The organism is Lewinella cohaerens DSM 23179 (assembly GCF_000379805.1).
In the GTDB taxonomy this organism is placed as follows: Bacteria; Bacteroidota; Bacteroidia; order Chitinophagales; family Saprospiraceae; genus Lewinella; species Lewinella cohaerens.
In genome coordinates, this window is record NZ_KB903609.1 from 16,240 (window position 1) to 41,110 (window position 24,871).

Annotated in this window: 28 protein-coding genes and 1 tRNA gene; 24 read left to right on the top strand and 5 right to left on the bottom strand. The window is 47.6% G+C overall.

The window, feature by feature from the left end:
* Positions 1–3: 3 nt before the first annotated feature.
* From A3EU_RS0126905 to A3EU_RS0127030, 24 genes are all read left to right on the top strand, one after another.
* Positions 4–276, top strand: a complete 273-nt coding sequence (locus A3EU_RS0126905) for a hypothetical protein (protein ID WP_020539285.1) — start codon at positions 4–6, stop codon at positions 274–276.
* A gap of 67 nt (positions 277–343) precedes the next feature.
* Complete coding sequence (locus tag A3EU_RS35335) at positions 344–469, top strand: hypothetical protein (RefSeq protein ID WP_020539286.1); 126 nt, start codon at positions 344–346, stop codon at positions 467–469.
* 88 nt (positions 470–557) lie between these two features.
* Positions 558–707, top strand: coding sequence for a hypothetical protein (locus A3EU_RS34430; RefSeq protein WP_156825922.1), 150 nt, complete (start codon positions 558–560; stop codon positions 705–707).
* Positions 707–1,087 carry a hypothetical protein gene (locus A3EU_RS0126920; protein WP_020539288.1) on the top strand — a complete coding sequence of 127 codons (381 nt, stop codon included), beginning with the start codon at positions 707–709 and terminating at the stop codon, positions 1,085–1,087. The genes A3EU_RS34430 and A3EU_RS0126920 overlap by 1 nt, the downstream gene beginning before the upstream one ends.
* Positions 1,088–1,509: 422 nt before the next feature.
* Entirely contained in the window at positions 1,510–1,662 is a 153-nt protein-coding gene (locus A3EU_RS34435) for a hypothetical protein (RefSeq protein WP_020539290.1), read from the top strand.
* Positions 1,663–1,665: 3 nt separating this feature from the next.
* Positions 1,666–2,226, top strand: coding sequence for a hypothetical protein (locus tag A3EU_RS32045; RefSeq protein WP_020539291.1), 561 nt, complete (start codon positions 1,666–1,668; stop codon positions 2,224–2,226).
* On the top strand, positions 2,226–2,774 hold the full coding sequence (locus tag A3EU_RS0126940; RefSeq protein ID WP_020539292.1) for a peptidoglycan recognition protein family protein: 549 nt from the start codon (positions 2,226–2,228) through the stop codon (positions 2,772–2,774). The genes A3EU_RS32045 and A3EU_RS0126940 overlap by 1 nt, the downstream gene beginning before the upstream one ends.
* The gene (locus A3EU_RS0126945; protein WP_020539293.1) at positions 2,771–3,298 is read left to right on the top strand and encodes a hypothetical protein; all 528 of its coding nucleotides are present in this window, start codon (positions 2,771–2,773) and stop codon (positions 3,296–3,298) included. Before A3EU_RS0126940 ends, A3EU_RS0126945 begins: the two co-directional genes overlap by 4 nt.
* A 114-nt stretch (positions 3,299–3,412) precedes the next feature.
* Positions 3,413–3,643: a hypothetical protein gene (locus tag A3EU_RS0126950; protein WP_156825923.1), complete on the top strand. Its 231-nt coding sequence runs from the start codon at positions 3,413–3,415 to the stop codon at positions 3,641–3,643.
* Entirely contained in the window at positions 3,644–3,856 is a 213-nt protein-coding gene (locus tag A3EU_RS0126955; protein ID WP_020539295.1) for a hypothetical protein, read from the top strand.
* Positions 3,857–3,862: 6 nt separating this feature from the next.
* A complete protein-coding gene (locus A3EU_RS0126960) occupies positions 3,863–4,921 on the top strand; it encodes a hypothetical protein (RefSeq protein WP_020539296.1) in 1,059 nt (352 codons plus the stop codon).
* Positions 4,922–7,195 carry a beta strand repeat-containing protein gene (locus A3EU_RS0126965; protein ID WP_020539297.1) on the top strand — a complete coding sequence of 758 codons (2,274 nt, stop codon included), beginning with the start codon at positions 4,922–4,924 and terminating at the stop codon, positions 7,193–7,195.
* A 12-nt stretch (positions 7,196–7,207) separates the two neighbouring features.
* A complete protein-coding gene (locus tag A3EU_RS0126970; RefSeq protein ID WP_020539298.1) occupies positions 7,208–7,963 on the top strand; it encodes a hypothetical protein in 756 nt (251 codons plus the stop codon).
* A 158-nt stretch (positions 7,964–8,121) separates the two neighbouring features.
* Positions 8,122–8,940 (top strand): hypothetical protein, encoded by an 819-nt coding sequence (locus A3EU_RS0126975; RefSeq protein ID WP_020539299.1) that lies wholly within the window; start codon positions 8,122–8,124, stop codon positions 8,938–8,940.
* Entirely contained in the window at positions 8,940–9,476 is a 537-nt protein-coding gene (locus A3EU_RS0126980) for a hypothetical protein (RefSeq protein ID WP_020539300.1), read from the top strand. Before A3EU_RS0126975 ends, A3EU_RS0126980 begins: the two co-directional genes overlap by 1 nt.
* Complete coding sequence (locus A3EU_RS0126985) at positions 9,476–9,949, top strand: hypothetical protein (protein ID WP_020539301.1); 474 nt, start codon at positions 9,476–9,478, stop codon at positions 9,947–9,949. Before A3EU_RS0126980 ends, A3EU_RS0126985 begins: the two co-directional genes overlap by 1 nt.
* A 29-nt stretch (positions 9,950–9,978) precedes the next feature.
* The gene (locus tag A3EU_RS0126990) at positions 9,979–10,182 is read left to right on the top strand and encodes a hypothetical protein (RefSeq protein ID WP_020539302.1); all 204 of its coding nucleotides are present in this window, start codon (positions 9,979–9,981) and stop codon (positions 10,180–10,182) included.
* A 23-nt stretch (positions 10,183–10,205) separates the two neighbouring features.
* The gene (locus A3EU_RS33360) at positions 10,206–11,825 is read left to right on the top strand and encodes a S8 family serine peptidase (protein WP_020539303.1); all 1,620 of its coding nucleotides are present in this window, start codon (positions 10,206–10,208) and stop codon (positions 11,823–11,825) included.
* A gap of 35 nt (positions 11,826–11,860) precedes the next feature.
* The gene (locus A3EU_RS0127000; RefSeq protein WP_020539304.1) at positions 11,861–12,295 is read left to right on the top strand and encodes a hypothetical protein; all 435 of its coding nucleotides are present in this window, start codon (positions 11,861–11,863) and stop codon (positions 12,293–12,295) included.
* A 70-nt stretch (positions 12,296–12,365) separates the two neighbouring features.
* Positions 12,366–13,109 carry an N-6 DNA methylase gene (locus tag A3EU_RS0127005; protein ID WP_020539305.1) on the top strand — a complete coding sequence of 248 codons (744 nt, stop codon included), beginning with the start codon at positions 12,366–12,368 and terminating at the stop codon, positions 13,107–13,109.
* Positions 13,110–13,112: 3 nt separating this feature from the next.
* On the top strand, positions 13,113–13,322 hold the full coding sequence (locus A3EU_RS0127010) for a hypothetical protein (protein WP_020539306.1): 210 nt from the start codon (positions 13,113–13,115) through the stop codon (positions 13,320–13,322).
* Positions 13,323–14,484: 1,162 nt separating this feature from the next.
* Positions 14,485–17,703: a helicase-related protein gene (locus tag A3EU_RS0127015; protein ID WP_425412746.1), complete on the top strand. Its 3,219-nt coding sequence runs from the start codon at positions 14,485–14,487 to the stop codon at positions 17,701–17,703.
* 14 nt (positions 17,704–17,717) lie between these two features.
* Positions 17,718–18,755 carry a hypothetical protein gene (locus tag A3EU_RS0127020; protein ID WP_020539308.1) on the top strand — a complete coding sequence of 346 codons (1,038 nt, stop codon included), beginning with the start codon at positions 17,718–17,720 and terminating at the stop codon, positions 18,753–18,755.
* A 494-nt stretch (positions 18,756–19,249) separates the two neighbouring features.
* Positions 19,250–20,155 carry a hypothetical protein gene (locus A3EU_RS0127030; protein ID WP_020539310.1) on the top strand — a complete coding sequence of 302 codons (906 nt, stop codon included), beginning with the start codon at positions 19,250–19,252 and terminating at the stop codon, positions 20,153–20,155.
* A gap of 62 nt (positions 20,156–20,217) precedes the next feature.
* Here the strand turns inward: A3EU_RS0127030 and A3EU_RS0127035 are convergent, their stop codons facing one another.
* From A3EU_RS0127035 to ccoG, 5 genes are all read right to left on the bottom strand, one after another.
* A complete protein-coding gene (locus A3EU_RS0127035) occupies positions 20,218–21,390 on the bottom strand; it encodes a site-specific integrase (protein WP_020539311.1) in 1,173 nt (390 codons plus the stop codon).
* 231 nt (positions 21,391–21,621) lie between these two features.
* Positions 21,622–21,706, bottom strand: a tRNA-Leu gene (locus A3EU_RS0127040).
* Between the two features lie 307 nt (positions 21,707–22,013).
* On the bottom strand, positions 22,014–22,703 hold the full coding sequence (locus tag A3EU_RS32055) for a sulfite exporter TauE/SafE family protein (protein ID WP_020539312.1): 690 nt from the start codon (positions 22,701–22,703) through the stop codon (positions 22,014–22,016).
* A 190-nt stretch (positions 22,704–22,893) separates the two neighbouring features.
* Positions 22,894–23,346, bottom strand: coding sequence for a FixH family protein (locus A3EU_RS32060; protein ID WP_020539313.1), 453 nt, complete (start codon positions 23,344–23,346; stop codon positions 22,894–22,896).
* 17 nt (positions 23,347–23,363) lie between these two features.
* On the bottom strand, positions 23,364–24,851 hold the full coding sequence (ccoG, locus tag A3EU_RS0127055; protein WP_020539314.1) for a cytochrome c oxidase accessory protein CcoG: 1,488 nt from the start codon (positions 24,849–24,851) through the stop codon (positions 23,364–23,366).
* Positions 24,852–24,871 lie beyond the last annotated feature (20 nt).

The window sequence follows — 24,871 nt, forward strand, 5'->3', positions numbered from 1 at the left end:
GCCATGAACAATCAACGCTTGGCAGTAAGCTCTAACAACGCTGCTATTCGCCAGATCAGTGGTGGTAGTGCGAGAGGTATTTTGCCACAACAAAATATCAAGACCGTCGCAGCTACCAATACGACGAAGGTGGACAACTCTGAAGTTGTCAATAACGAAATCGAGGAAGATGCAAAATCTTCTGACCGTCAATTGATCTGGTATGCCCTGGGCATCAGTGTTGGCGTGGTCTTGTTAGCCGTCGTCGCGCTCAAGTTCAAATTGATCAAAATCTAAGCGGTAGCCTATCGCTTTCATTCCTCAACATTCACGCGGAGCATCCGCTTACTAAAATTCTATCCTCATGTCATTCTCAAAAAACAAATGGGTCGGCGCACTGGCACTCGTAGTAGTGATTGCTGTAGCTGTCCTGATTGGCAATATGGCCACTGATAAGTACATGGAAAAGAAGGCTCCCTCGGTGGAGTAATCCTGTAGAGTAATCTTTTCCCCAATAAAAAATAGCGCCTTCGCTATTTCATCTTGAATGGAATAGCGGAGGTGTAATCCTCACAAAAATGCTTGAGTATCCGATGATTTTTGGAGAAGACGGCGTCAAAGCCACCGTCATTGTTGCCACCGAGTGGACAACGATTATCTACGTTACTGTAGCCATTTTCGTTGGTATCACCCTGGCATTGATTGTGGCTAAGAAAGTAGCCGGATAATGAAAAAGGGAATCATCATCACGCTCATCGTTGTGGGTACCCTGATCGCAGGGTATTACCTATACACCTGGTCAGGTGGTGGTAGTTGTCCACCGGCACGCAACCCTAAGAAGTTTCCGGAGCCGTGGTTGGACAACAAAATCCCGCACGGTGATTTAGGCACCTTGGCAGAAAAGTACGTCAACCCTGTTTTGGGTAACGACGACACGCAAACCAACGGAGCGCTGATCGGTGGTTTTTTCAAAGGCATCAATGTCTATCCCTCCGATGGAGCGGCCAGATACTACCAGTCCTATTTGAAGACTTATTTAAAAAGCTCGCAAGCGGTTCCTTACTGGAATATGACGGTGGGAGAACTGCTTTGCAAAACACAAGAATAAAATGGCGGCAATCAACGCAATTGTTACCGGTGCTTACGCAACCATCATCCAGCTAGAAGGTGGTGCGGTTACGACCTTGGCGAAATACCGACAATCAGGTAGCTCTACGCCCATCACCGGCGTAATGCTGGGAGCCAATCAGCCCCTCATCCAAAACGATGCTGGTCAGATTGTTTCCCTGGTAGATCACCTGCGGAGTACAGGCGGCCAATTGATCGAAAAAACGGTTACTGNTGGTTATCAGGCACTCGTCTTATCTGGAGGTTCGACCAAGGACTTGACCAAGTACCAACAAGAAGAGGAAACGGCTCTTCAGTCTATCGCAGTTACGAAAGAACTAGCGGAAGGCGAACAAGAAGAAGTGGTGGTTGCCTAGTAATCGGCAACCCCTCATTGTCAAAAAGCTATAATCAAATCAAGCTATGCGAGTAATTTCCAAGTACGGCCCCATCATTTTGCTGACGATCGCTTTGGTATCACTGTATTTCCAATGGGCCACCTACCAGGCGGCTACGGCGGATTGTGGATGCCAAGATAAGCAGGTAGCAGATAGTGGAACGGGCCCAATCGTCTAAACTATGACTGCTAGTGCTAAGAAATGGATCATTGTTGTGGCTGCCGTGGGCTTGCTCTTACTACTAAGTAGTGAGCTGGCCAAAGCTGCCAATGTGGTCGCACCCAACCTGGGTGTGGGTACCCAACGCAAATCCTTTTTAGGACAGGCAGATCTGCCCCGAGGCATTCGCAACAACAACCCCGGTAATTTGAAGATGACCACCCCGCAGCAAGGCTGGTTGGGGAGCATCGATCGAGGGGAGAATACCGATGGCGTTTTTGAGCAGTTTGTCTTCTACGGCTACGGCCTGAGAGCTATGCTCAAGCTGATACGCAACAAGATGACGCGCAATGGTGACAACTCCATCCGCAAATTGATCTACAGCTGGGCACCACCCGGCGAGAACAGTACCGAGAACTATATCGCAGCCGTGGAAAATGTCACCGGCATCCCGCAAAACCAGGTCATTGATGCGAATGATAAAGATCGCCTCTTTGCGATCGCTCAGGCCATCGAAAGCCAGGAAAACGGAAAGGTGGTGATGACGCGCCGCGATTTTGATAACGCTTACGCGCTGATCTAATGAAAAAACAACTGGTAATCGTGGTAACGTTGCTTTTGATCTTACTGCTAATCCGCAGGGTTTTCGGAACGACCATTACCAATATTACCCGTCTACTGCCCCGTCATGCGACCAAGACTTTCCCGAGTAGGAACAAGTCGCAGATTGAGCAGATTGTAGTGCATCATACTGCCGGACCTGAGAACCAAACGCCCAAACAAGTCGCCACCTATCATGTTGGCCCCAACCACGTTTGCGATTCAGGATGTCCGGGCATTTTGTACCACTACTACATCACACGATCTGGTAAGATTTACCAGGTCAACGAACTCGAAACGATCGCCTGGCATTTGGCCGGGCAGAATACCCGCTCTGTCGGCGTGGTCATGGCCGGTAATTACGATAACTATCCAGCGACCAGGGCACAACTGAAGGCTTTGAACAAAACCATCAAAGCCATTGAACGCAAGGTGGGTCGCTCTTTGGAGCTGACTACTCACCGAGGTGAATGTCCGGGCTGCACCCAGTGTCCTGGCGATTATTTACAGGCTCAAATAGCATCCGTATGAATCTGAGATTTTACTTCATCACACCGTATTACGAGGAAGCCGAGGCCCGCAGCCACGCCTTCAACCTACCGTATATCAATGTGGCGGAGGAAGGAATCGCTGATGCCTGGAGCCAACTTACCGATGAGCATTCGGAGTACGACGGCTTTTTGGCCTACAATTCCGAAGGAGATCTGGCAGGTCTGGAAATCAAAAAACTTCCCGCTCTAATTGTCTTCGATGTGGATCGTCAACGGGCGATTTTCAAGTTGGAGAAAAACGAGATCACCCGTGATCAGGTGCGCCAGGTCGCACTTTCTGCATGGAGCTTAACCCCTGACCCTGAAAATGAGGACAAGTACATCACCGAGTCGGGAAAAAGCGTCGATACTGGTCAGTTGCTCAATGCTAAGCCTTGCCCTGAATGGGTACCTGGCTTTATGTGCAACCAATTCGGTACCCGCTCTTGGTCAGGTATTGGAAGTATTCTCAGTTGGGTATTGATCCTGGTATTGCTATTCGTCATCTACAAAATGGTCAAATAAATGGGATTATTCTGTGGAAAAGTCTGCAACTGTAAGAACCGCTGTGAGAGCTACTTTCCTGGTATACCTTCATTGATTGATGCCTGTAAGAGCGCCTGCAAAGGAGACTCCAGCATGAACAAAGACAAGTTCTTGTGTTCGGGCAATATCGTTGACCAGCAAATAATCATCTCCTCGTTAGGTTACGATCCTTGCCTGGGAGATGATATAGATTTTGGAGACACGGTTGCCGGACAAGTTGCCGGTGCTGACGATCGGCAATGGGAACGACTACAACCCATTTTCTTAGGCTTGGGCTTGCTCATTATCGCAGCACTGACCATTGTTTACGTCATCCGAAGATAAATGGACCCAATATCAGCAGTCGCCAATGCAGTGGGCAACATCTTCGGGCCGGATTCGATTTTCGGAGCCGGAAAACGCGCCCAATACGAAAACCTACCCGATTGGATTACACCCGATCAGGTACGACAAACCGACTATACCCCCTACGTCATTTTGATAGCGGGGACACTAATATTAATGATCACCATGGTGGTGATTTTGAGAAGTAAATAACGCGCTATGCCCACTTTAAATGATTTACAATCCGTTGCCCTGCGGGGTAATTTAGTAGGAGCTTACGATCCCAAATACTGGGTTGTGGGCTTGGCTGATCCTGTAGGTCAGACGGAACTGCTGACGTACATCCTGGACAATTTAGGCGGTGGTACAGGCGGTGGCGAAAATGACATCACCGAAGCCGCTGGAACGCCCTCTGGCGCACCTGGTGCTGGTGAGCCGCAAGTTTACCAGGACACTACCAACGGCAACGTCTATACCTGGGATGGCACCCAGTGGAACATCATGGCCGTGGTGGCCAGCAATGGTCTGACCAAAGTAGGCAATGACATTGAATTGGGCGGTACGCTGGAAAAGAACACGACCATCAATACGCTGGGCTTTGACTTTATTTTTAACGCCGTCACGGGTGCGCTCGAATCACTCTTCAGAATGCGTCCTTCTGTCGGTTCGATAGATGTTTTCACCCAAGACACCAGTACGAATCAAGAATCCAGCTTTGGTCTTTTACCTCAGTCTGCGATTATCGAGGTCAATGGTGTCAATAATGTTCCCCAAAGCGAATCCTCACAAATGACGATGACCCAAACGGTCTGGCAAGCGGTTGTCACGCTGGGTGGGAAGATCAAAAACCGGCTACTTCTTGATGCCGATAGAGTTGAAGTGACAGCCGAACGGCTGGAATTCAAAATGGAAACGGCTCAGAATGGAGCCGTAGGTCATGTACTTACTTTGGTTGATGTGGTTACAGGCCGTGCCGAGTGGCTATCTGCACCTGGTGGTAGTGGCATAGATGACATTACCGAAGGCAGTGGTGATCCTTCCGGAGCACCAGCTCCTGTAGAACCAGCTGTCTATCAAAACACCGACAACGGAAGCCTCTGGATTTGGAATGGCCCAGGAGGTATTTGGTTGGAGGTTTGTTTAAAAACACCATTAAATACTTACGATTCAATCGCTGATGCCATGGCCGCAGGCTTAGTCAAGGGTGATCAATTTAAACTTAGTCAGAGTAATACCGAGGGCGGTATTGCGGGGACAGTCATAGAACTATTGGTATAAATGAAAAAGCTACTTCTTTTACTATTGATCCTGGTGGGCCTAACCCCACTGTTTGCCCAAACGGACATTGTGGCTGGTGGCGGTGAGTGTAAAGTCACTGGTGACCCAGACTTGCACCCAACACTGGGCAATGCAACACTGAACAACTGTTGGTTGGCTGTCGATGTGGCTACTGGCGACAAATACTGGTACAATCCACAAGGAGCAGCGGGTGACCGTTGGGATATTATTCCACCAGGTACAGATGATCAAAACCTGAGCCTTACGGGTACTACATTGGCTATAGAGAATGGTAATAGTGTTGATTTGGCTACGCTCGATACGGACGATCAGAACCTAAGCCTTGCCGGCACCACACTAAGTATTGAAGACGGTAACTCCGTTGATCTGTCAGCACTCCAAGACGGCATCGGCACGGATGATCAAAATCTAACGCTAACCGGTACCACGCTGGCCATCGAAGATGGTAATAGTGTTGACCTGGCCACCCTCGACACCGACGATCAGACGCTTTCTCTTTCGGGAACGGAGCTGACTATATCTGAAGGTAATACCGTCGATTTGGGCGCACTGTCCGGCGTAGATACCGACGATCAGAACTTGAGTCTTACGGGAACAACGCTAAGTATTGACGATGGCAACGCTGTTGACCTTTCCGCCTTACAAGATGGGACGGGCACGGATGATCAAAACCTGACGCTAACCGGTACGACACTAAGTATCGAAGATGGTAATAGTGTCGATTTAAGCGCACTGTCGGGCGTAGACACAGATGACCAGGGCATAGACAACTTCTCCCTTAGTGAAACGACATTAACCCTGGAGGTTGAAGATGATGGTCAAGCACCACATACAATAGATTTATCCGGTCTACAAGATGGCACCGGCACGGATGATCAAAACCTGACGCTAACCGGCACCACTCTAAGTATCGAGGATGGAAACAGTGTCGATTTAAGCGCACTTTCAGGTGTAGACACAGATGACCAGGGCATAGACAACTTCTCCCTTAGTGGAACGACATTAACCTTAGAAGTTGAAGATGATGGTCAAACACCACATACGGTTGACTTATCAGCCTTACAAGATGGAACGGGCACGGATGATCAAAATCTGACACTAACAGGTACCACTCTAAGTATCGAGGATGGAAACAGTGTTGATCTGGCCACCCTAGATACAGATGACCAGGGTGTCGATAACTTCTCCCTTAGTGGAACAACGCTAACCTTGGAGGTTGAAGATGACAGTCAAGCACCACATACGGTAGATTTATCAGCTTTGCAAGATGGGACGGGCACGGATGATCAAAACCTGACGCTAACAGGTACCACTCTAAGTATCGAGGATGGAAACAGTGTTGATCTGGCCACCCTGGATACAGATAACCAAGGTGTCGATAACTTCTCCCTCAGTGGAACAACGCTAACCCTGGAGGTAGAAGATGACGGTCAAACACCACATACGGTAGACTTATCAGCTTTGCAAGATGGGACGGGTACGGATGATCAAAATCTAAGCTTATCGGGCAGTGTACTAAGTATTGAGGATGGTAATTCTGTAGACTTATCTGATTACGTAGGCAATAGTGAAGTGATTCCCCTTGTGACAACGGGGAACCCTATTGCAGAACACACCTCTGGTGATGGCACGGAGGTAGAACTCCAGGAAACAGTTACGACCATTGCGCTTGACGGCCCGAATTCTGAAATCAGATACACGGACGAAGCTGGTGTTACTAGTGTATTGGACTTAGCGACAATAGACGCTTTTGGTGCTTCTACAGTAGATCAAACGATTTCTGGACACCGAATAGCCAGGCACCTTGCCTCCAATGGCACCTCCTCAGTTATTAACGAAACGATCACAGACATTGCCTTGTCGGGAACAACGCTCAGTTATGATCGGGAAGACGGCACGACGACCGATGTCGACCTCAGTGGTATTGGCGGCGGCGGTGGCGGTTCCTTTGGTGCGGTGACGGTAAATGTAGGACCAAGTACAACGCACGTACATACGGGAGAAGATCACTATTTCATCGAAGCCAATATGCTCACAACGGGTAATGAAATTATCATTGACGAAAGTGAGCCGGATGGCAGTGTAATCGAGGTCTGGTTGACGCGCTCCTCGGGAGATGTTTCTTTTGCCAATACAAGTATCCGAACAGGCAATGATGCTTTCCAAACCAGTGTGTCCGGTGTTCAAGGAGACAGCATTCGCTTTATCAAAATCCGTGGAATTTGGGCTGCTGTTTACAAAGGCCAGTATTAAAAAACAAACGTAATGGGACGACAAATCCAAGGACAACAGCTCGGTTCGTATGATGCAATGATTCGCATAGATGGCAAGGATTATTCCTATGCTCAGGCCTTACAATTGGCTTTCGATGACCTTGCTGCACAAGAAGAAACCCCGCTGTCTTCTTCCGCTACAGAAATTCTAATTCCTCAGGTTGATTTTCACGCATCGAGCTATCAGGATGGTTTAGAAGTGTTTGCCTTTTGGCGCCCCCAAGGCTTTGACTTCCTCCAGTATAACCCTGAAGTATGGCTGTATCGCTACAAGCGTTCCCGCAAGAAAAGAGCAAACACTACCATTAAGCGAAAGAAGTTTGTACACCCTGTTCATTTGTGGGGAGAAAAACACAGTGGTAGCAATCTGTATTCAGGACTGCCTGATATTACCAATAGAAAGCAGCACGAAGATGATCCCAAAACACCGCTGCTCGATCCACCACGTCGAGAATCAGAATGGGAATGCCCCAATGCTCCTTTTGCTAAAACACTACTGACTACTGATTGGGACAAGTGGTTTAGAGAATTAAGGCCAGCAGGCCATGGCACTACGCATCCCCTCAATGCCGCTGAGAAAGAAATATTCCGTTTCGGGATCGTCATTGACAATCCCAACGAAGAGAACAATACCCGTTATTCCAAACTTCACGGGCCAATGTCCAACTCTGAGTTAGTGATAACCAAGAGTGGAGAAGGTTTACGATGGTTCGTCAATGACGTTCCGTATAGCCGCCGTGGAACATAGACGATGCATAAGCGCAAGGGCGGTGCACCCTAAGATGTTGCCATTTGTTGGCGATGTACCCTAAGATACTGCCGTTTGTCGGCGGTGTACCCTAAGGTGCTGCCCCTTGCCCTTATCGCGTTGTCAGGATTTTTTTTGTTCAATAAAAACGCACGCTTGTGAAAACTTTAATCGCGCTCTTTCTACTCTTGTTCAACATTGCGCTCGTCGCCCAGACCGATATTGTGGCTGGTGGTGGAGAGTGTAAGGTAACCGGTGATCCAGATCTGCATCCTGTTTTAGATGATGCCGCTTTGAACAACTGCTGGTTGGCCGTCGATGTCAATACTGGTGAGAAATACTGGTACAATCCTTTAGGTACGCTGGGCGATCGGTGGAACCTGGTCAGCTTGAGCGGAAGTACTCCCATCACACTGGCAGCGGGCAGCCACCCGGCCCTTACGCTTAATGGTCAAGAATTGAATTTAGACCTTTCGGGCATCGGTGGTGGCGGTTCGGACAATGGCCTGTTTGACCTGACCAACGAAGGTGCAGAAATTGCCATCAATATCGCCATCAACGAACAGTTGACCTTTGAGAATGAAGATGACGAAAGGGTTAGCTTGATGTTTCGGACCGACATCACCCCGCCTTTGCTGAACGTCAACCAAACCGATTTCATCAGTGCTTTTCAAGTGAATACGGATTTAACCACCGGAGTCCTGGGCGTTACTAACAATGGAGAGGTTCATTTGAGTTCGACGGATCGCTTGTTCCTCGTCGCTTTTGAGGACATCAATCTGAAGAATGACGATACCTCCTTTAACCTTAATGGAACAGGCATCGACATTGCACCAGGAGCTGGTAAACATATCTATCCTTCTGTTCCAGTTTACGCTTCTACAGCTGCTGCCTTAGCGGACAGTTCGCTTCCTTTTGGAGCCATGTTTGCCGTAGATAACGGCGATGGAACCAGTGCCTTACATTTTAAAGCCTAATGGTCACTTACTCCGTACATACCGGCCAGACGAATTTTCGACCGCTCGAAAATCCACTACCTCGCTTCAATGCCAAAGGCTTTGAGCTGGAATTCTTATTCCACAAAGGAGCCTGGTGCAGCAAGGAAGAATGGGGCGGCGATGACGATTACTACGACTGGCAAAAGCTCAAAGGTTTGACGGGCTTTTTCTCGCTTAACAACCGCAACTCGGCCATGTTTGCCTTTCGCTACGGTGAGCAGGAAGAAAGCTATCAGATAGCGCCCTACACCAACTTCAAAGGAAGATGGAAGGTAAGTCAGGAGATCATCATCCTGGCTGGTCAGCCGGTGACGGTGCAAGCGGTCTTTGGCAAAGACAAGGTGACTTACTACTACGGGCCTCTTCGCGTCGAGCACGATTTCAAACGCCGCTTGGTAATGCGCGAAATAGGCACTTATGCCGGTGGTGCCGACAATGCTCCTGGTCCCCACGGTGGTCGGGCATTCAAAGACATGAAAATTGACATTGATTTTAAAGTAACTAAAACTAGATAATGAAACGTTTCCCTCTCTTTTTTACGATCATTTCGGCACTAGCCGCCTTTGTCGGCATCTTCCGTGAAGACTTCGGCTCAGCTATTGAGCAAGCTGTTGAACCCATGGAAGTGCAAGCTTTTGCAAATACGGAAAGCCAAACTGACGCTGCGGTCAGGCACGTGGAATACTTGCAAAGACAAGCCGATCTACAAGGCAAGGTATTTATTTGTGACTACTCCGTTCAAGCGGTAGAAGTCCGCTACGATACCATTAAAATCGGCAACTTTCCCGCTTTCCCTACCACTGATCGCTATCACCAGGACAAGCCCTATGTGGTCAAGTTTCCCGGCAAGAAAGGCCCACCGATCGCAACGCTCTTACAAGTCGTTCCTCCGCAGGAAAAAGGCGGAAAAGTGGTGGCTATATCAAGCGTCGATCGCATTGATAAGAGCTGTAAAATCTACGACTTCACTCCGGTGGAGAAGGAATAAACTGATACCCCATGACAAGCTCTCTGAACATGAAAACGAATATTACCGATGTAGCCCTGCTGGGGACTTCGATCACGGCAGGCTTCAGTGGTCTACTCAATGATTATGGTGGCTTTATGGTCACCTTGGGAGGAGCCGTCTTGTTGGGGGTGATCCGCTGGAATGAGCATAAGGCCAATATGCGCCTGCTCAAAATAAAGGAAGAACAGCTCCGCCGTGAGCTGGAGAAATAATTTTATAAATAACGCGCTTGACAATGAAAAAACTATTTACGCTCCTGCTCCTTGCAGTAGCCTCCTTCGTGCAGGCTTTCGCACAGCCAGTAGCCGAAACACCCGAAGCTTACGAAGCTCTCAAAACGTATTACGAAGAGTTTGAACGTATTCAGCTGACCGAATTTGATTACACCATTCCTGCCAACGAGCGGATACTCTTTGCACCATCGGCCTATAGCCAAGATGCAGGCAACTGGGCCACCGATTGGCACGGCACGGCCAATAATGCTTCCTGGATAAATGCCAATGGACAAAGAAAGATTGCGGCATTTGTACTCGATACAGGTTCGGGGTATACTAATGCTCGTATGAACGCCGCTTGGTGGCGTGAAAAAGGCCGAATTTTCACAGGTGAGTCAAACGGTATTGATGTTCAATCGCACTCTACTCATGTCAGCTCCTCTATCGGCGGTGTTGATCCGAATAAACCCATTGGACTAGCCGCAGAGCTGGTTAAAATGGGCCTACTGAAGATCATACCTTACAAGGTACTCAACGATCAAGGTAGTGCTTATACCAGTTGGATTGTCGCGGGTATCGAGGCGGCGATCTTAGAAGCCATTGAGCTACAAAAGCAAGGCTACTTCTGTATCATCAACCTCTCCCTGGGCGGACGTGGCCAAAGTGCGGCCATGGATGCGGTGATTCAAAAAGCCGAAGATGCCGGTATTCTGGTATTCGCAGCAGCGGGTAATGGCGGGAGCCCCAATGTAGGTACCCCAGCTAATGGCCCCGGAGCTGTAGCAGTTGCAGCACATGATCGCAACGGCAAGAAAGCCAGTTTTTCGGATTATGGCAAAGAAATCGAAACCGCTGCGGCAGGCGTCGGCATCCTTGGACTTCTTCCAAATGATCGAGAAGGAGAATACAATGGTACCAGCATGGCCACGCCAACAGCGGCGGCCTGTGCGGCCATCATTGCCAGCACGCATCCGGAGCTGGACAGCGAAGGCGTCAAAGCTATTCTTTTTGATAAGGTCTACGACATTGATCCCGAAGGTTGGGACCAATACACCGGTCACGGCTCCTTTGTCCTTGATCTTTTGATCAATGATCCAACGCCTCCTGATAATCCGGATAACCCCGAGGAACCGGAAGAGCCAGAAGAGCCAGAATTTACCAGCACCTTGACCTATGAGGTCAATGGCGAAAAAATGTACTACCGTAGCCAATCTGAGCGCAAGTTTGAAGCCCTGGAGCTGAATGATATGGTGGTTACCGTTTCCGGAAAAGGCAATACCGATGCCGTCTATGACCAAAACGACAGCTGGACGAAGAACTATTTTAGAAATACCCGTCTGGTCGTTCCCGAGACCCCTGAGTGGGGCCATTGTCTGACGACCTATTGGTCGGGCCAATTCTACGAATACACAAGTCGCAACCAGGGTATTGGTGCTCAAGTCACCGCCGCGAAAGGTACTGACGAAGAAGGTCGAAACTGCCTTCAGTACACCTTTGATCGAGCGGAAGTCGCCCATATCACCAGTTTTACCAATGATAAAGGATTTACCATCCTTACTGCACAAACCGAATACGGCCAAGTGATGGCCATCCGTAAACCAGAACGAAAAGGCTTTTTGCGGAGGATTTTCTCCCGCTAAGCCCATCTCTTTTACTTTATCAAAACGCGCTTAACATGAAGACTTTATTGAAAAAAGCAGCGCTGCTTTTCAGCCTGCTCCTTATCGGAGGGTTGATGTTTGCCCAAACGGGTGAATTACCTCCGCTACCTACACCTGAAGATGGCGTAGACAAATACCTCCCCTGGGTAGATCTGCTCTACGGAGCCTTTGTAATGATTGCAGGATGGTTGTCCGCCTTCATCCCCGGTATTCGCAATATTCCGGATAAAGCCTGGCGGATTGCCGCTATTGCCCTGGTGGGTGCGGGTATTTTCCTAATCGGTGGTTGGTCCAATGGCCTCAGCTTGATCTTTGCCTATTTGATTGCCACCAAGGTCTACGAGCTATTTGTCAAACGCATCGCACCGACACCGGACACACCTGGTGACATCGTCCGTAAAGAAAAGTTGCTCAATAAGAGCAAACAAGAGCTGAAGTCCGCAGCCTAGTTTTCGCATTTGATTATTGTTTGTTACAGCTTGCTGTCTTCGGGCAGCAAGCTGATTTTACCCAATTACCATGAGCAAGCAAGCATATCTACACAATCAGGAAATTGCCCGCTTTGTCCTCGATAAAGCTACCAGTGGCGAGCCTTATACACAGGAACAACTAGCCTACGTCAATCAGTACGTGGGCTTTGGTGGTATGTGGAAGTACGATGAAGCACTCACCAAAGAGCGGGGACTGTACGAGTATTACACACCAGCAGAAGTAGTCGCCAAAATGGTGGGTCTGGCTTTCCGCTACGGCTATCAATCGGGGCCGGTATTGGAGCCGAGCTGCGGTATTGGTCGCTTTTTGCATTATTTCGATCCAAAGGAGAAAGTAACGGGCATCGAGCTGGACGAAATCAGCTCCCTGATCGCTAAGGCCAACTTCCCCTCTTATGATATCCGCCATCAATCGTTTAATGCCCTCTTTGTCGATCGGCGCGGTAATAGCCAGGACTACCGGGCAGCGTACCAACTGGTGATCGGCAATCCACCCTACGGCGACTTTGCCGGAAAAGGCACCCAAGTCGAAAAGCGGAGCACCAAGGCCAATACCTACGTGGACTACTTTATCACCCGTGGACTGGATTTGTTAATGCCTGGAGGTTTGTTGATTTTCATCATTCCGTCCGCTTTTCTGGACGGAAAAGCAACCGAAGTCAAGGCCAATATTCTGGCGAAAGCAGAACTATTGGATGCCTACCGGCTCCCAAAAAGCATTTTCACCCAAACGGACATTCAAACCGACATTGTCGTATTCAAAAAGAAGTAAGCCATGGAACAATTAGCCGCCCTGCAAGCCATTATTCGCGAAGAAAGCGAGCAGTTGATCTGTCAGACGCATCCCGAAGTGTGCGCTTTGCGCGATGCCAATTATGCCCGCCTGGAAGAGCTGGTTTTAGACCGGCTACTAGGTAATGAAGAAGAAACGATCTCGGTGCAGTCTGCCCTGGCAGAGCTGGAAACCGAACTGGGGCACGTATAGATAAAAATCCAACTTTTGAAGGTTCGCACTATTAGCAACGATTCAAAAGTACACTATGAACATATTTGCTGGACAATACTTTGTCCAACATCCTGATAAAGTTTTAGGAGAGCTGCTCACGCACAACCCCAACACGGGCCGTGAGCTGACCAATCAATTCGGTAAACCTAGACCAGAAGTACGGGGCACCATGAGTGAAGCCATGGCCCGCATCGAGGCACCCGTAGCCAAACGCTACGATCACTTCTTTGATGCTACCGTGCTGCCAGTTCGTACTCCGGAGAAGAAGACCGGTCGCATCGCTAAAGTCATTGCCAAATCCAAAGCCGAAAAGCGAGCAAAACAAGATCGAGGCTATTCCTGCTCCACCAATCTGCAATGCCTGGAGGAAACGATTGAGAAATACAATCCCGGCATTAGCCGTGAAGAAATTGAGGTTTGGGTGACCTATCAGGCCGGTCAAGGGCTTTATGATCGCAGTGTCATCGACAATAACCAGTGGGGTAAATACTTAGTAGCTGACCCCAACTATCAAGCCTGGCACCAGGCCGGACTGGTCGCTTACGATGGCCAGGACTATATTCCACAAGTGCTTTACTATTCCGGCAACATCTACGATAAAATCGTTTCCGCCAAAGCCAGCGAATCAGCCATTGTAGCGACCATCGGAGAAGACGGCTACCGTGAGCAGATGCAACGCCTGGAAGCCGCTAAACCCAAGGCGCTCTACCTTACCGATGATGAAAGTCAAAAGCTATTCCTTAGCCCTTTTGATAAAATCTGGCAGGACATTGAAATCACTGAGCTGGCCGATGGCACCCAAGTCGATGCCAAAACCAGCATTGGCAGCATTTTCTATTCAGAATACCTGAAGAACCTAACGCGGGAGGAGCTGACCCTGGAAAAGAAATCCACCACCGCCTGGGAGATTTACCAATACTGGATTAAAAAAGAACGACGTCCACGAGGTAAAAGCAATAGCGAGTGGGCCAGCGTCCGGCGCAATGTGACCTTGATCGGCAGTCATCACTTTGATCTTTTCCTACTCAACAGCCTGACTGAAGAGGACAAAGCCAAAATTGCCTACTTGTGGAACCGAAAGTCCAACAACTACCAGGACATTGACTACTCGCGCATCCCGGTGGGCTTTCGTATGGGCACCATGTTCAAAGGAGGAAGCCTGTCTATTCGTCCGGCGCAGCGCGAAGGAGTCGCTTTTATGAATCATCGAGGCACCGGCATTGTCGCCTACGATGTGGGGGTAGGCAAAACCATGACGGCCATTCTGGGCATCAGCGATGGTTTTGAGAAAGGATTGTTCAAACGGCCTTTGGTGGTGGTGCCGCAAAAGGTCTACAACAAATGGATAGCGGAGATTATCGGCGTTCGTGCCACTAAAACCATCAAGCAAAAAGGCAAAGTCATTGCCAAGGCCGGAGACATAATCTCCGAAGGTATACTTCCTCACATTGAGATCAACGATTACGATAACCTGGGGGTCAACTTCATTGGCCGAGCCGTGGACGAAAACGGCGTAGCCAAAACGGTAGCGGAGTATTCCGTGACCATGGTGACTTACGAAGGCTTGATGAAAATCGGGTTTAACCCCAATACGGAAAAAGACCTGGCCGGTCGCCTCAAAGCCATGCTCTCCCAAGGTGAATCCGGACGAGCTGCCGCCATCGTCGAGCAAAAAGCCGAAGAATGGGTCGATATTGCCTTAGCAGAAACGGCTCTGGACATCGAGGAGATGGGCATTGACGCCATCATCGTGGATGAAACGCACAACTTCCGCAACCTCTTCATGGAAGTGAAAGGCGATGTGGGCGAAGATGGTGAACGGGAATCCAAGCACTTCTTCAGTGGAGGTAGCGGAAAACCATCCAGTCGGGCGCTCAAGCTGTTTATGCTCAATGCCTACGTGCACGACAACAACAACCGCCGCAACACCTTTGGCCTGACGGCAACGCCCTTTACCAACCGCGCTACGGAGATTTACTCCATGATGGCGCACTACGATTACCAGGGGCTCAAAGACTTTGATGTGTACAACATCGCCCAGTTTTNCAGCAAGTACATCGACGAAACGCTGGAAAGCACCTGGACGGCAGCGGGTAAGTTTGAGATCAATGCGGTGATACGAGGGTATAACAATTTGCCCTCATTGCAGTCGATGATCTTCCGCTCGATCAACTATAAGACCGGCGAAGAGGCCAATATTCAGCGTCCGGAGAAAGTGATCCTGCCGCTGACCAACGATGAAAACGGTGTTCCCCTGGAGGCGCAGTACATGGTGGACACCAAGCTCACACCGTCCACTAAGCAGGAATACTGGCTCAAGCAAATCCAGCTCTTTGCCAGTAAAGACCGTAGTGTCAGAAGCGATAGCGTTCTTTCGGGCTTTTATCCCGAGGATGACAAAGGCAATGTGCCTGGTCAGGTGCTTATCGCGCTGAATGCTTCGCGCACAGTTACGTTTTCGCCTTACGCCTTGCGTTTGGGCGGGGATGCGCAGTCTGATCTGAGCAAAGTAACGCCCGAGGAATTTGTCGCAGGTTCTCCAAAGATTAAGTACGTCTGTGAGTGTATCCGCACGGTCAAGCAGTACCACGATGCCCAGGGCACGCCCGTTTCTGGCCAGATCATCTACGCCGATCGCGGCACCGAATGGTTTGGGCACATCAAGCAGTATTTGGTGGAGAACGTCGGTTATGCCGACAAAGAAGTGGCCATCTTTTACGGCAAGGTCAGTAAAGGTCGTCGAGAAACCATCAAGGAAGGCTTTTTGGATGGGAAGATCAAGATCATCATCGGTTCTTCGACCATGCGCGAAGGCGTAGATCTGCAAAAGTTTGGCACCGTTCTGTACAACTGCTTTTTGGATTGGAACCCAACGGATCACCATCAGTTGATGGGCCGGATCTGGCGTTTTGGCAACAAGTTCAGCCACGTGCGCATCGTCGTGCCTTTGATGGAAAACAGTTCGGACATCTTCACCTGGCAGAAACTCAGTGAAAAGATGAGCCGCCTCAATTCTATCTGGACCCGCAGCGGTAAGAGCAAACTCTTTGAAGAAAAAGAACTCAACGCCGAAGAACTCAAACGGGGACTGATCAATGATCCCGAGGAGATCGTCCGCTGGGAATTGGAAGAACAGGTATCTGCCCTTCAGGGAGAATTTGAAATAGCAGTCAGCAACCGTGATGCTTTGGAGCAGGCCAAAGAGCTAAAGGACAAATTTGCCCGTCTCCAAGCCAGATTAGAGGAGCTGTTGGCAGAAGTCACTACCCGTCCGGATGTAGACTACAAAACAACGCCGGAGCAGTTGGAAGGGCTGCAAGCCATGGAAAGCGGAGACATTCGAGCGACTTACCGCAAACTCTACCGCTATGCTCAACTACAAACCTACTACTCACGTCTGGGCACCCGTTCGGTGATTGATGAACACAAAAAGTACGTCAAGCGCATCAAAAACATCGAGGACAAGCTGTTGGCCAAAGAGCAGCTGACCATCTTTGATGACTTTACCGCACTGATTGATCGCTACCAGCAACGGGCAAGTACCTTATTGGCAGAAATCACCCATTTGAAGTCTCCGGAGCACAAGGAAACGCTCTTGGCCAAAGTGATTGAGGAGAAGGAAGCCGAAGCCGCCAACCGTCGCCCGGTATCTGAGCGCGTCAACGAGTTTCAGCGATTGAACTACCTGCTGGACTGCCACCACAAAGTCCATTCCTGTGACATCTACGGACGAGTGAAAGAGATCAGCTCCGGAAAAGCAGTGCCGACCATCAAGCAGCCGGAGCGCAAGTTGGAAACGGATACTGCTTTCAAGTACCGCTGGCCAACCTTGCTGAAGAAGTTCATGCCCAAGGCCCAGCAAGCCGCCGTGCGCGATAATCTAAAAATAACAGAAAGCGCCCAAGGTTACGCCACGGCGGTACTTGATCCGCTGCATAAGCAGGTGAAATCCATCCCCAAATTGTACGCGACCGAAAGTGTGCCCACCGGTGAGAAAATCATCTACGCCCACTTCTTTCAGGGCAGCTCCGATTGGTACATCGCTGAATATGACTCCAAGGACAATTTGGCCTTTGGTTACACCATACTTGGCGGAGACAAGCTTAATGCCGAATGGGGCTACGTCTCCCTAGACGAGCTCAGCCAAGTCAAGATCATAGAACTTGACTTTTATTGGCAACCGGTCCCGTTTGCGGAGATTATGGGCGAAGCTCCAGTAGGAAAAGTGCCAGCCACAAAAGACACCATCAGCGAAGCCATCAAAGCCCTAAAAACTGCCGCTGAATTTTCAGAAGAAACCGCTAAAAAAGAACTCTCATCTGCCATTGAAGCCCTCCAAGTGGCTTTGGAATTTGCATAAAACTAAAACGCGCCATGACTAAAACACAATTACAGGCGAAGATCGCCAAAATGGAAAAGGGATTGGATAATCCCAATATTCAGGGAGCCGCACGAGAGGCTTTGACGAAATCACTCAAAACCGCTAAAGAGCAGCTGGCCGGTATGTCGGAGCCGAAAATATTGATGGTAAAGCCATCGCATGGGAAAACTGAACAGAAAAAGGCAGCAGTGCCTAAGAAAGCACAGACATCCAGCAGTCCAACAAAGAACATTCCGCTTTACTCCTGGCAGAAGAAGACAGACTTATCCAAGCTGCAAGCCGTCAACATCAACTGCCAGCATTATCACCTCAAAATAGAAAAGGCCACCAAAGTCAGCCTGAAACGAACAGGCAAGAGCGCCATGGTCGTCACCGCCCGGCCTGGAGATCACATCATCTTTGATCACGAGGGTTATGCCGTTTACATCATGGAAGCGGGCAGCTTTGCGAAGAAGTGTACCACCACTGCGGCAAAGCAACCAGTTGCCAAAAAAGCAACGGCGGCCAAGCCTACGACTAAGAAGAAAGCAGTCCGCAAGCCCAAGGCTCCTGCTAAGAAAAAGGCTGCACCAAAAACTAAGAACAACTACACCAAAGCCATCCAAAGCTTTGACAAGGAAGTAGACAATATCCGCACCACCTACAAAAAGCCCGAGGCGAATCAGGAGCAGGTAAAAGAAGACCTCAAAGCCCTGGCCGCCAAGTCCGACCAGAAGAACTACACTGCTTACGTAGAGCGCAAAATCAAGCGCCTAGACAAGGACGGGGTACGTATCACCAAGGAGGAGATCATCCGCATTGGGATTGCGCTGCGGCCATTGGTGCAATCCGTACGGGGTACCCTGCAAGATGCCCAAAACACCAACCGCAAGGTACTCGATCCGACGCTGGATAATTTGGTGCGGTGGGCAAAGTCGCCTGGGGGGTATGATCTGGCGGGGGTGGATGCTGCGGCGGGGCGGAAAGCTACTGCCAAAGCTAAAGTGACCGATCCGGAGAAGAAGGGGTTTTTGGAGTGGTTGTTTGATTAGGATTTATTTTTTTGGAGATTACTTATCTGTATTATACTGTGACAGAAATATGCGTATTTTGTCCACTCAGAGAGTACATTAAGCGCAACAGGAGTGACGGATATAGGGGCATTAAGAGCAATGCGCTAAAAAAAATGTATAAAATGAATTCATTTTTTTTTGACATTTCAGTAGTTTAAATTTAAATTGTAGTATAAAATAACATTTATACATGCACTATTCAAACCCTCCAGAAAGCCCCGTAATCTATCAGAACGTGAGGTATTACGTTGCAGCTCAGGCTAATTTTCCAATTCAGATTTTGCAAGATGATTTTAAACTAAAGGGGCACCCTTTAAGGTATGACGACCGCAGTTTAATTCATTTAGCTCAATCATTGCGAGGTTATATAAATAGTTTAAATAAAGACGCTAAGCTATCGGTTAGTGAATTAAGAAAAAAAGACTTCACTGTTAAGGACACCTACATTCTAGTTGCAACAAAAATATTGAGTCATGCATAGATTATTGTTATTCTGTATGTCTTTTGTGTTGTCATTAGGTTTGTTAGCACAGGAGGGGGAGAAGAATTTTTCGGAGTGGATTGAAGGTAATGGAATTTCACTACGTAAATCTTTTGATGGATCGAAAGATGAACAAAAACCAGCTACCTTCGGTTTGCTTAATGATTTACAATCATCTAACGACTACTTTAATGTTGATGTAGCATTGAAAATTACAGAAATTGGATTAATCCAAAAAGGAAAATCAAACTTAATTTTTTTTCCAAAAATAGAATACCATCGATCTTCAAATATTACTAAGGAGATTGATAAATTTGAACTAGGAATAAATGCAGAGTATGTCCCTTTTCAAAGAAAGGCAGAGCCTGGAGTTATACCTCATAATCTTCCAAATTTAGGCGTAATTTTTTCTCCGTGGGTCAATATTCAGTACTCAACTAAGCGGAACTTCCTTACGTCTGAATATGAAGAAGCGGCAGCGCTCATATTGTCAATTAGTAGTAATTATAAATATTTACCAGGGCGGTCTGTTAGAGATGAGAATGGCGAGTTTATATTCAGATACTATCCATATATTGGATTCGAGTACAATTCCGTACCACAGTTCACAGATAAAATGTATGGTGCGGATTATACATCAATTCTTTTACGAATGTTTTTTGAATATTGGGTTGTCCCGCGAGATGTTCAACTAACCTTTGATTGGCAATACAGAAGGAATTACTCAGATGCAGAAGAGCTTAGGAAACATGTGCAATTTATAGCTTTAAGCACAAATTTCTACCCAGGAAAACAAGAAAATGTTGGACTATTAGTTGAATATAAACGAGGCTATCTTGCCGACACTGGGTTTGAATTTATAAATCGGTATTCAGTAAACGTAGCCGTAAAATTCTAGTCAGAAAACTCGTTAGGTTTCTTGATGTACTATTTGACGGTAGTATTGTAGAAATGTGATACCTACAAAAAATAATCACTCTTCGCCGCCAACTTAGCACTATCCATATTACTGCACCTTAGATAAATCTGCAAAGTCCTGATATTTTCCCAGCCACCGAGGTCAGCAATGGTTTTGATACTGAACTCACCGCTGAGGTAGAGGTTCGTTGCCGCACTACGCCGGGCCGTGTGCATAGTCACGAAGGAGCTTTTAGGTGATGTGATGTCTCCCTGCTCCACCATGTCGTTGATCCCTGCCGACACGATTGCCATTTTTAGTTGGCGGTTGGCTTGCTGGTTGGTTCCCCAGGAGAAGTCGAAGTTATACGTCTCCATGAGTTCCATCGCTCGCTTTCGGATCGGAATGGTCGCCTCTTTTTGTGTTTTTTGCGATCGGTACCGCAAAAAGTTTCGGCCATCAACGTTTATAATGTTTTCGCTGGAAATTTGCTGGAGGTCAGAAAAGCGTAGTAAGAAATAGTACGCGACCAACCAGCGGTCAAGCTCTTTTTTGAGGTGAGGTTGATTAGACAGGTCTGTGTCTTCAAGTATCGCTATTTCTTTTTCGTTGAGGAATATCTTATTCGTCTTGTTTCTCTTCCTCCGGAACCCATCGCCTTTGTGGATGGTGTTTTGATGAAGGTTGCGTTCCAGGCCAATATTCATGACTCTTTTGAAAACCTTGATGTGGCTATCAATGCCCGGTAGACGGCAATTCCCGTCCGTAGAGAGAAAAGAAGTAAACTTTTGGTAGAAGTTCATGTCTACCCCATCCAGTGTTATCCGTTGGCTCGTTTTGGCTTCGTATTGCTTTAACCTGGTGAGTAAGGATTGATAGTTACTGATCGTGTGCTTCTTAATGGGCAACAAGCCACCTCTCCCCTCTTTTACGATCGTTTCCAGTAGATCAACCAGTCCTCCGCCAGCACTCTTGCTAAACAGGTTATCCCAGGTACCTCCTTCTAAGAAGTGGCCTTCCATTTCCAAGCGCATTTTTGCTATTTTAGCGTTGTATCTGGACGCTAGTGGATGCGAATTGCGAACAATCTCCTTACGTTCATCCCAGTCCTTTGGCGCGACCTGGAGCCCTGTTGAGAAATACTTCTTCTTATTCTGGTAGTTCAGGTAAATCTTAATATCGCAGGTTCCGTTCTTTTTAATGAAGTAAGTCCAGAGCACGGTTCTAAAATTCATGGATGGATATTTTGTTTAGAAGAAATTTAAGCGGAAAAGCACAAGAACAAACAAAAGTAAACAAATATATTCAAATAAAAAGACCCGTCGAAACAAATTGATTTACCCAGTAACTAACCCGCTTCAAACCATCCAATTCATAAAACCCTGAAAAACAACCAGCTACACAAAAACCTACCCAAAAGACACAAAAAAAGCCTGACTCATTACTGAGTCAGGCTTTGCTTTAAGTACCCGGAGCGGGGGTTGAACCCGCACTTCCGTTATGGAAACAGGATTTTAAGTCCTGCGTGTCTACCAATTCCACCATCCGGGCAGCAAACTTTTAATGCCCCAGCATTCTGGAGCGACGCAAAAGTACAAAAAACTCTAATATTCAAAAGCAATTAACAAAAATCTGTAAAAAATAATTCCGTCTCCTTAGTAATAGACTACAAATTGAACGGATCAAACGGATTTCCACGGATTTCTTTTTGCTAAGGAACAGCACGAAAATAAAAAGCGATTTTGTTTTTCATAATAGTTGAATAAGCACTTCATTTCAAGCGTTTTAACTATTTGGAAAACTTGAGAAACCTCGAAGAAGCCGCGAAGCGAAATCGCAGTTTATTTTCTGCGCAATACTAATGACACATGGGCGCATTATTCAATGCTTCCCACAAATCAAAGGAAGCGGGTAACTGGAATTGCAGAGCTCGCCAGATCAGGAAGCCGCCCATTAAGGTCAGGACAATGGGGTATGCTTTGCGCAAATATTTTTGAATCTTCAGGCCCGACATCTGCCCTAGCAAGGTCACAGCCAGCAACAGCGGCAAAGTCCCCAGCCCAAAGGCCATCATGTAAAACACGCCTGACTGCCAGCTCGCTGTTGTGAGCGCACCTGCCAAAGCGAGATACACCAAACCACAGGGCAGCAAGCCATTGAGCATCCCCAAAGAGAAGATAGCCGATAAGCCCGTCTTGTTGACCAAACGTGCAAAAGCACTTTTCAATCGAATATAAAAGCTCGACAAGAGCGGTGAAGACCAGATCTTCAATTCTACCTGTACTGAAAACAAGCCGATCACTACCAGTAAGGCCCCGAGTACCAGTGTAAGCCAGGATTGTAGCCCGACCAAAAACACACCTTTGCCCAGGAACCCCATCAAAGCACCCAGCGTAGCGTAAGTGATGATTCGACCAGCATTGTACAGCAACAAGCGGCCTACCCTACCCCCTTTCTGCCCAAAAGGCAAGGCCAACATCAGCGGCCCACACATACCAACGCAGTGCAGGCTACCAAGAAGACCAAATGTGAAAGCGGTGAAAAGCATGGTTGGTTAGTTGGTGTAAAAGTGTAAAGGTGTAAAAGTTTGGGAGAGGGTGATTTCTTGCATCTGTCACCTAATCCTTAAACTTTTCCCACCGTTTAATTCCGACTACCCACCTCCCACTTCCGATTTTGAAGATGGTTGATGGTCAGTTAAGCAAATCAAAATCCCTATACCAAGTACGTAGTACTTTTTACCTCAGGTCAATAATTTTTTCTGCAAAATAAGGCGTATCAGCAGCTTCCCAGTACACCTTTACTTTCCAGCGGCCAACGGGCAGCTTAGCCATTTGCACTTCCATCTGCCCAGCTTGGTCTACTGCAATAGGTAATTGCCAATCCATCGACTTATCATCAGGACGGTAAAAAGCTATTTGCCCTGTCGCAGAAGTGGCTAAATCCGTAGGGAAAGCAAGCACAAGTTTCCTTCCATCGCTTTGCCATTTCATCCGCAACGGTTCCTTCAACTTAGCGGAATTTTCCAATCTATTGTACTGATTCTGGTAAGCCAAATCCTCTTCGTAGTAATTTTCCACCACCAAGCTGTGATCAACTTTAGTAGACTCATACACTGAAAAAAACAGGACGGAGGCAAAGAGGACGTAGAATACAAATATCCCCGTACCCCAATTGAATTCTATCTTCATAAGACGCTATTTTTCAACTACTTGATCGGGCCTAAGAAATTGGTCTCTGTAGATTCCAATAGCTGATCGCCTTCCCATAGTTCTATTTTGATGGATTGCTTTCGCTCTTGTACCTGAGCTTCTGGAAGCAATATAAAAAAGGCTCCTTCACTCATCATATCTGGTGTCAACTCAGGAGCATCACCAACGAATTGAATTTTGGCATCCGGATGATCAGGGAATCGAAACTCTGGCACATATAATTCAGTTGTTTTATTAAACAGCTGATAGTTGTACAAGTTACTGATTTCTCCTTGCTCTGTTTCATAATAAAGCTTACCTGGAGTACGCAGGATGATGGCTTCCACATTGGTACGCCCGGCAAACAAGATGATATTTACTATAATTAAAATCCCTAATGCAATAGAATACGCGATAGCACGAGGCGTAAATATATTGCGACTTTGGTTCACGATACCATTATGGCTGTCATAACGAATAAGCCCTTTGGGGCGATCAATCTTGACCATCACCTCGTCACATGCGTCCATACAGGCTGTACAGTTCACACATTCTAGCTGAACGCCATCACGAATATCGATACCAGTAGGACACACCTGCACACAAAGTGTACAATCAATACAATCCCCTAACACTTTCAAGGGAGCTGCGTCTGAAAGACCTACAGCCGAGTCGGTAGCTGCTACAGCAGCCTGCATATTGGCTATAGGATTAGATTTTTTCGCACGAGTACGCTTCTTCTTTCCACGTGGCTCTCCTCGCACAAAGTCGTAAGCAACAAGGATTGTGTCATCATCAGTTAAAACACCCTGTAAACGACCGTAAGGACAAATCGTCGTACAAACCTGTTCTCTTAGGCTTGCAAAAACAAAATAGAAAGCGCCGGTGAAACCAATCATGGCAAGGAAACCTCCAAAATTTTCAGAAGGCGGGGAAGTAATAATATTAAATACCCTTTCTGGTCCAATCAAATAAGACAAGAACGTATGCGCAATCAATACTGCAACCAAGATAAACAAGGTTTGTTTCAGTACCTTTTTTCTGATTTTTTCGGGCGTCCAAGGTGCTTTATTCAAACGCTTTTGAGCACTCGAATCACCCTCTACCCAATATTCAATCTTACGGAAGACCATCTCCATGAAGATCGTCTGGGGGCAAACCCAGCCACAAAAGAGCCGTCCAAACACCACCGTAAACAGGGCAATAAACACCACTAGGGTGAGCATTGCGACCACAAAAAGGTGGAAATCCTGAGGCGTGAAGTGCATACCAAACAGGTAGAAATCACGTCCCAGAATATCCAGGCGAATAAGCGGGTTACCATTGATTTTCACAAACGGCAGTGCAAACAATACGGCTAGTAATACCCAGCTGACATAGGTACGCGCATTGGTCCAGGGGCCTTTTGGCTTTTTGGGGTATATCCAGATACGCTTACCATCGCTATCTACCGTTTTGATAGAATTACGGTATTCTTCCGTGTCGTTAATTTCGTTCGCATTCATGACTATTCGCCTCTATTTTT

What these genes read in the sequence shown, in the direction of transcription:
- A3EU_RS0126905 (WP_020539285.1), top strand. Translation starts at nt 4, where the DNA reads ATGAACAATCAACGCTTGGCAGTAAGCTCTAACAACGCTGCTATTCGC.
- A3EU_RS35335 (WP_020539286.1), top strand. Translation starts at nt 344, where the DNA reads ATGTCATTCTCAAAAAACAAATGGGTCGGCGCACTGGCACTCGTAGTA.
- A3EU_RS34430 (WP_156825922.1), top strand. Translation starts at nt 558, where the DNA reads ATGCTTGAGTATCCGATGATTTTTGGAGAAGACGGCGTCAAAGCCACC.
- A3EU_RS0126920 (WP_020539288.1), top strand. Translation starts at nt 707, where the DNA reads ATGAAAAAGGGAATCATCATCACGCTCATCGTTGTGGGTACCCTGATC.
- A3EU_RS34435 (WP_020539290.1), top strand. Translation starts at nt 1,510, where the DNA reads ATGCGAGTAATTTCCAAGTACGGCCCCATCATTTTGCTGACGATCGCT.
- A3EU_RS32045 (WP_020539291.1), top strand. Translation starts at nt 1,666, where the DNA reads ATGACTGCTAGTGCTAAGAAATGGATCATTGTTGTGGCTGCCGTGGGC.
- A3EU_RS0126940 (WP_020539292.1), top strand. Translation starts at nt 2,226, where the DNA reads ATGAAAAAACAACTGGTAATCGTGGTAACGTTGCTTTTGATCTTACTG.
- A3EU_RS0126945 (WP_020539293.1), top strand. Translation starts at nt 2,771, where the DNA reads ATGAATCTGAGATTTTACTTCATCACACCGTATTACGAGGAAGCCGAG.
- A3EU_RS0126950 (WP_156825923.1), top strand. Translation starts at nt 3,413, where the DNA reads ATGAACAAAGACAAGTTCTTGTGTTCGGGCAATATCGTTGACCAGCAA.
- A3EU_RS0126955 (WP_020539295.1), top strand. Translation starts at nt 3,644, where the DNA reads ATGGACCCAATATCAGCAGTCGCCAATGCAGTGGGCAACATCTTCGGG.
- A3EU_RS0126960 (WP_020539296.1), top strand. Translation starts at nt 3,863, where the DNA reads ATGCCCACTTTAAATGATTTACAATCCGTTGCCCTGCGGGGTAATTTA.
- A3EU_RS0126965 (WP_020539297.1), top strand. Translation starts at nt 4,922, where the DNA reads ATGAAAAAGCTACTTCTTTTACTATTGATCCTGGTGGGCCTAACCCCA.
- A3EU_RS0126970 (WP_020539298.1), top strand. Translation starts at nt 7,208, where the DNA reads ATGGGACGACAAATCCAAGGACAACAGCTCGGTTCGTATGATGCAATG.
- A3EU_RS0126980 (WP_020539300.1), top strand. Translation starts at nt 8,940, where the DNA reads ATGGTCACTTACTCCGTACATACCGGCCAGACGAATTTTCGACCGCTC.
- A3EU_RS0126985 (WP_020539301.1), top strand. Translation starts at nt 9,476, where the DNA reads ATGAAACGTTTCCCTCTCTTTTTTACGATCATTTCGGCACTAGCCGCC.
- A3EU_RS0126990 (WP_020539302.1), top strand. Translation starts at nt 9,979, where the DNA reads ATGAAAACGAATATTACCGATGTAGCCCTGCTGGGGACTTCGATCACG.
- A3EU_RS33360 (WP_020539303.1), top strand. Translation starts at nt 10,206, where the DNA reads ATGAAAAAACTATTTACGCTCCTGCTCCTTGCAGTAGCCTCCTTCGTG.
- A3EU_RS0127000 (WP_020539304.1), top strand. Translation starts at nt 11,861, where the DNA reads ATGAAGACTTTATTGAAAAAAGCAGCGCTGCTTTTCAGCCTGCTCCTT.
- A3EU_RS0127005 (WP_020539305.1), top strand. Translation starts at nt 12,366, where the DNA reads ATGAGCAAGCAAGCATATCTACACAATCAGGAAATTGCCCGCTTTGTC.
- A3EU_RS0127010 (WP_020539306.1), top strand. Translation starts at nt 13,113, where the DNA reads ATGGAACAATTAGCCGCCCTGCAAGCCATTATTCGCGAAGAAAGCGAG.
- A3EU_RS0127020 (WP_020539308.1), top strand. Translation starts at nt 17,718, where the DNA reads ATGACTAAAACACAATTACAGGCGAAGATCGCCAAAATGGAAAAGGGA.
- A3EU_RS0127030 (WP_020539310.1), top strand. Translation starts at nt 19,250, where the DNA reads ATGCATAGATTATTGTTATTCTGTATGTCTTTTGTGTTGTCATTAGGT.
- A3EU_RS0127035 (WP_020539311.1), bottom strand. Translation starts at nt 21,390, where the DNA reads ATGAATTTTAGAACCGTGCTCTGGACTTACTTCATTAAAAAGAACGGA.
- A3EU_RS32055 (WP_020539312.1), bottom strand. Translation starts at nt 22,703, where the DNA reads ATGCTTTTCACCGCTTTCACATTTGGTCTTCTTGGTAGCCTGCACTGC.
- A3EU_RS32060 (WP_020539313.1), bottom strand. Translation starts at nt 23,346, where the DNA reads ATGAAGATAGAATTCAATTGGGGTACGGGGATATTTGTATTCTACGTC.
- ccoG (WP_020539314.1), bottom strand. Translation starts at nt 24,851, where the DNA reads ATGAATGCGAACGAAATTAACGACACGGAAGAATACCGTAATTCTATC.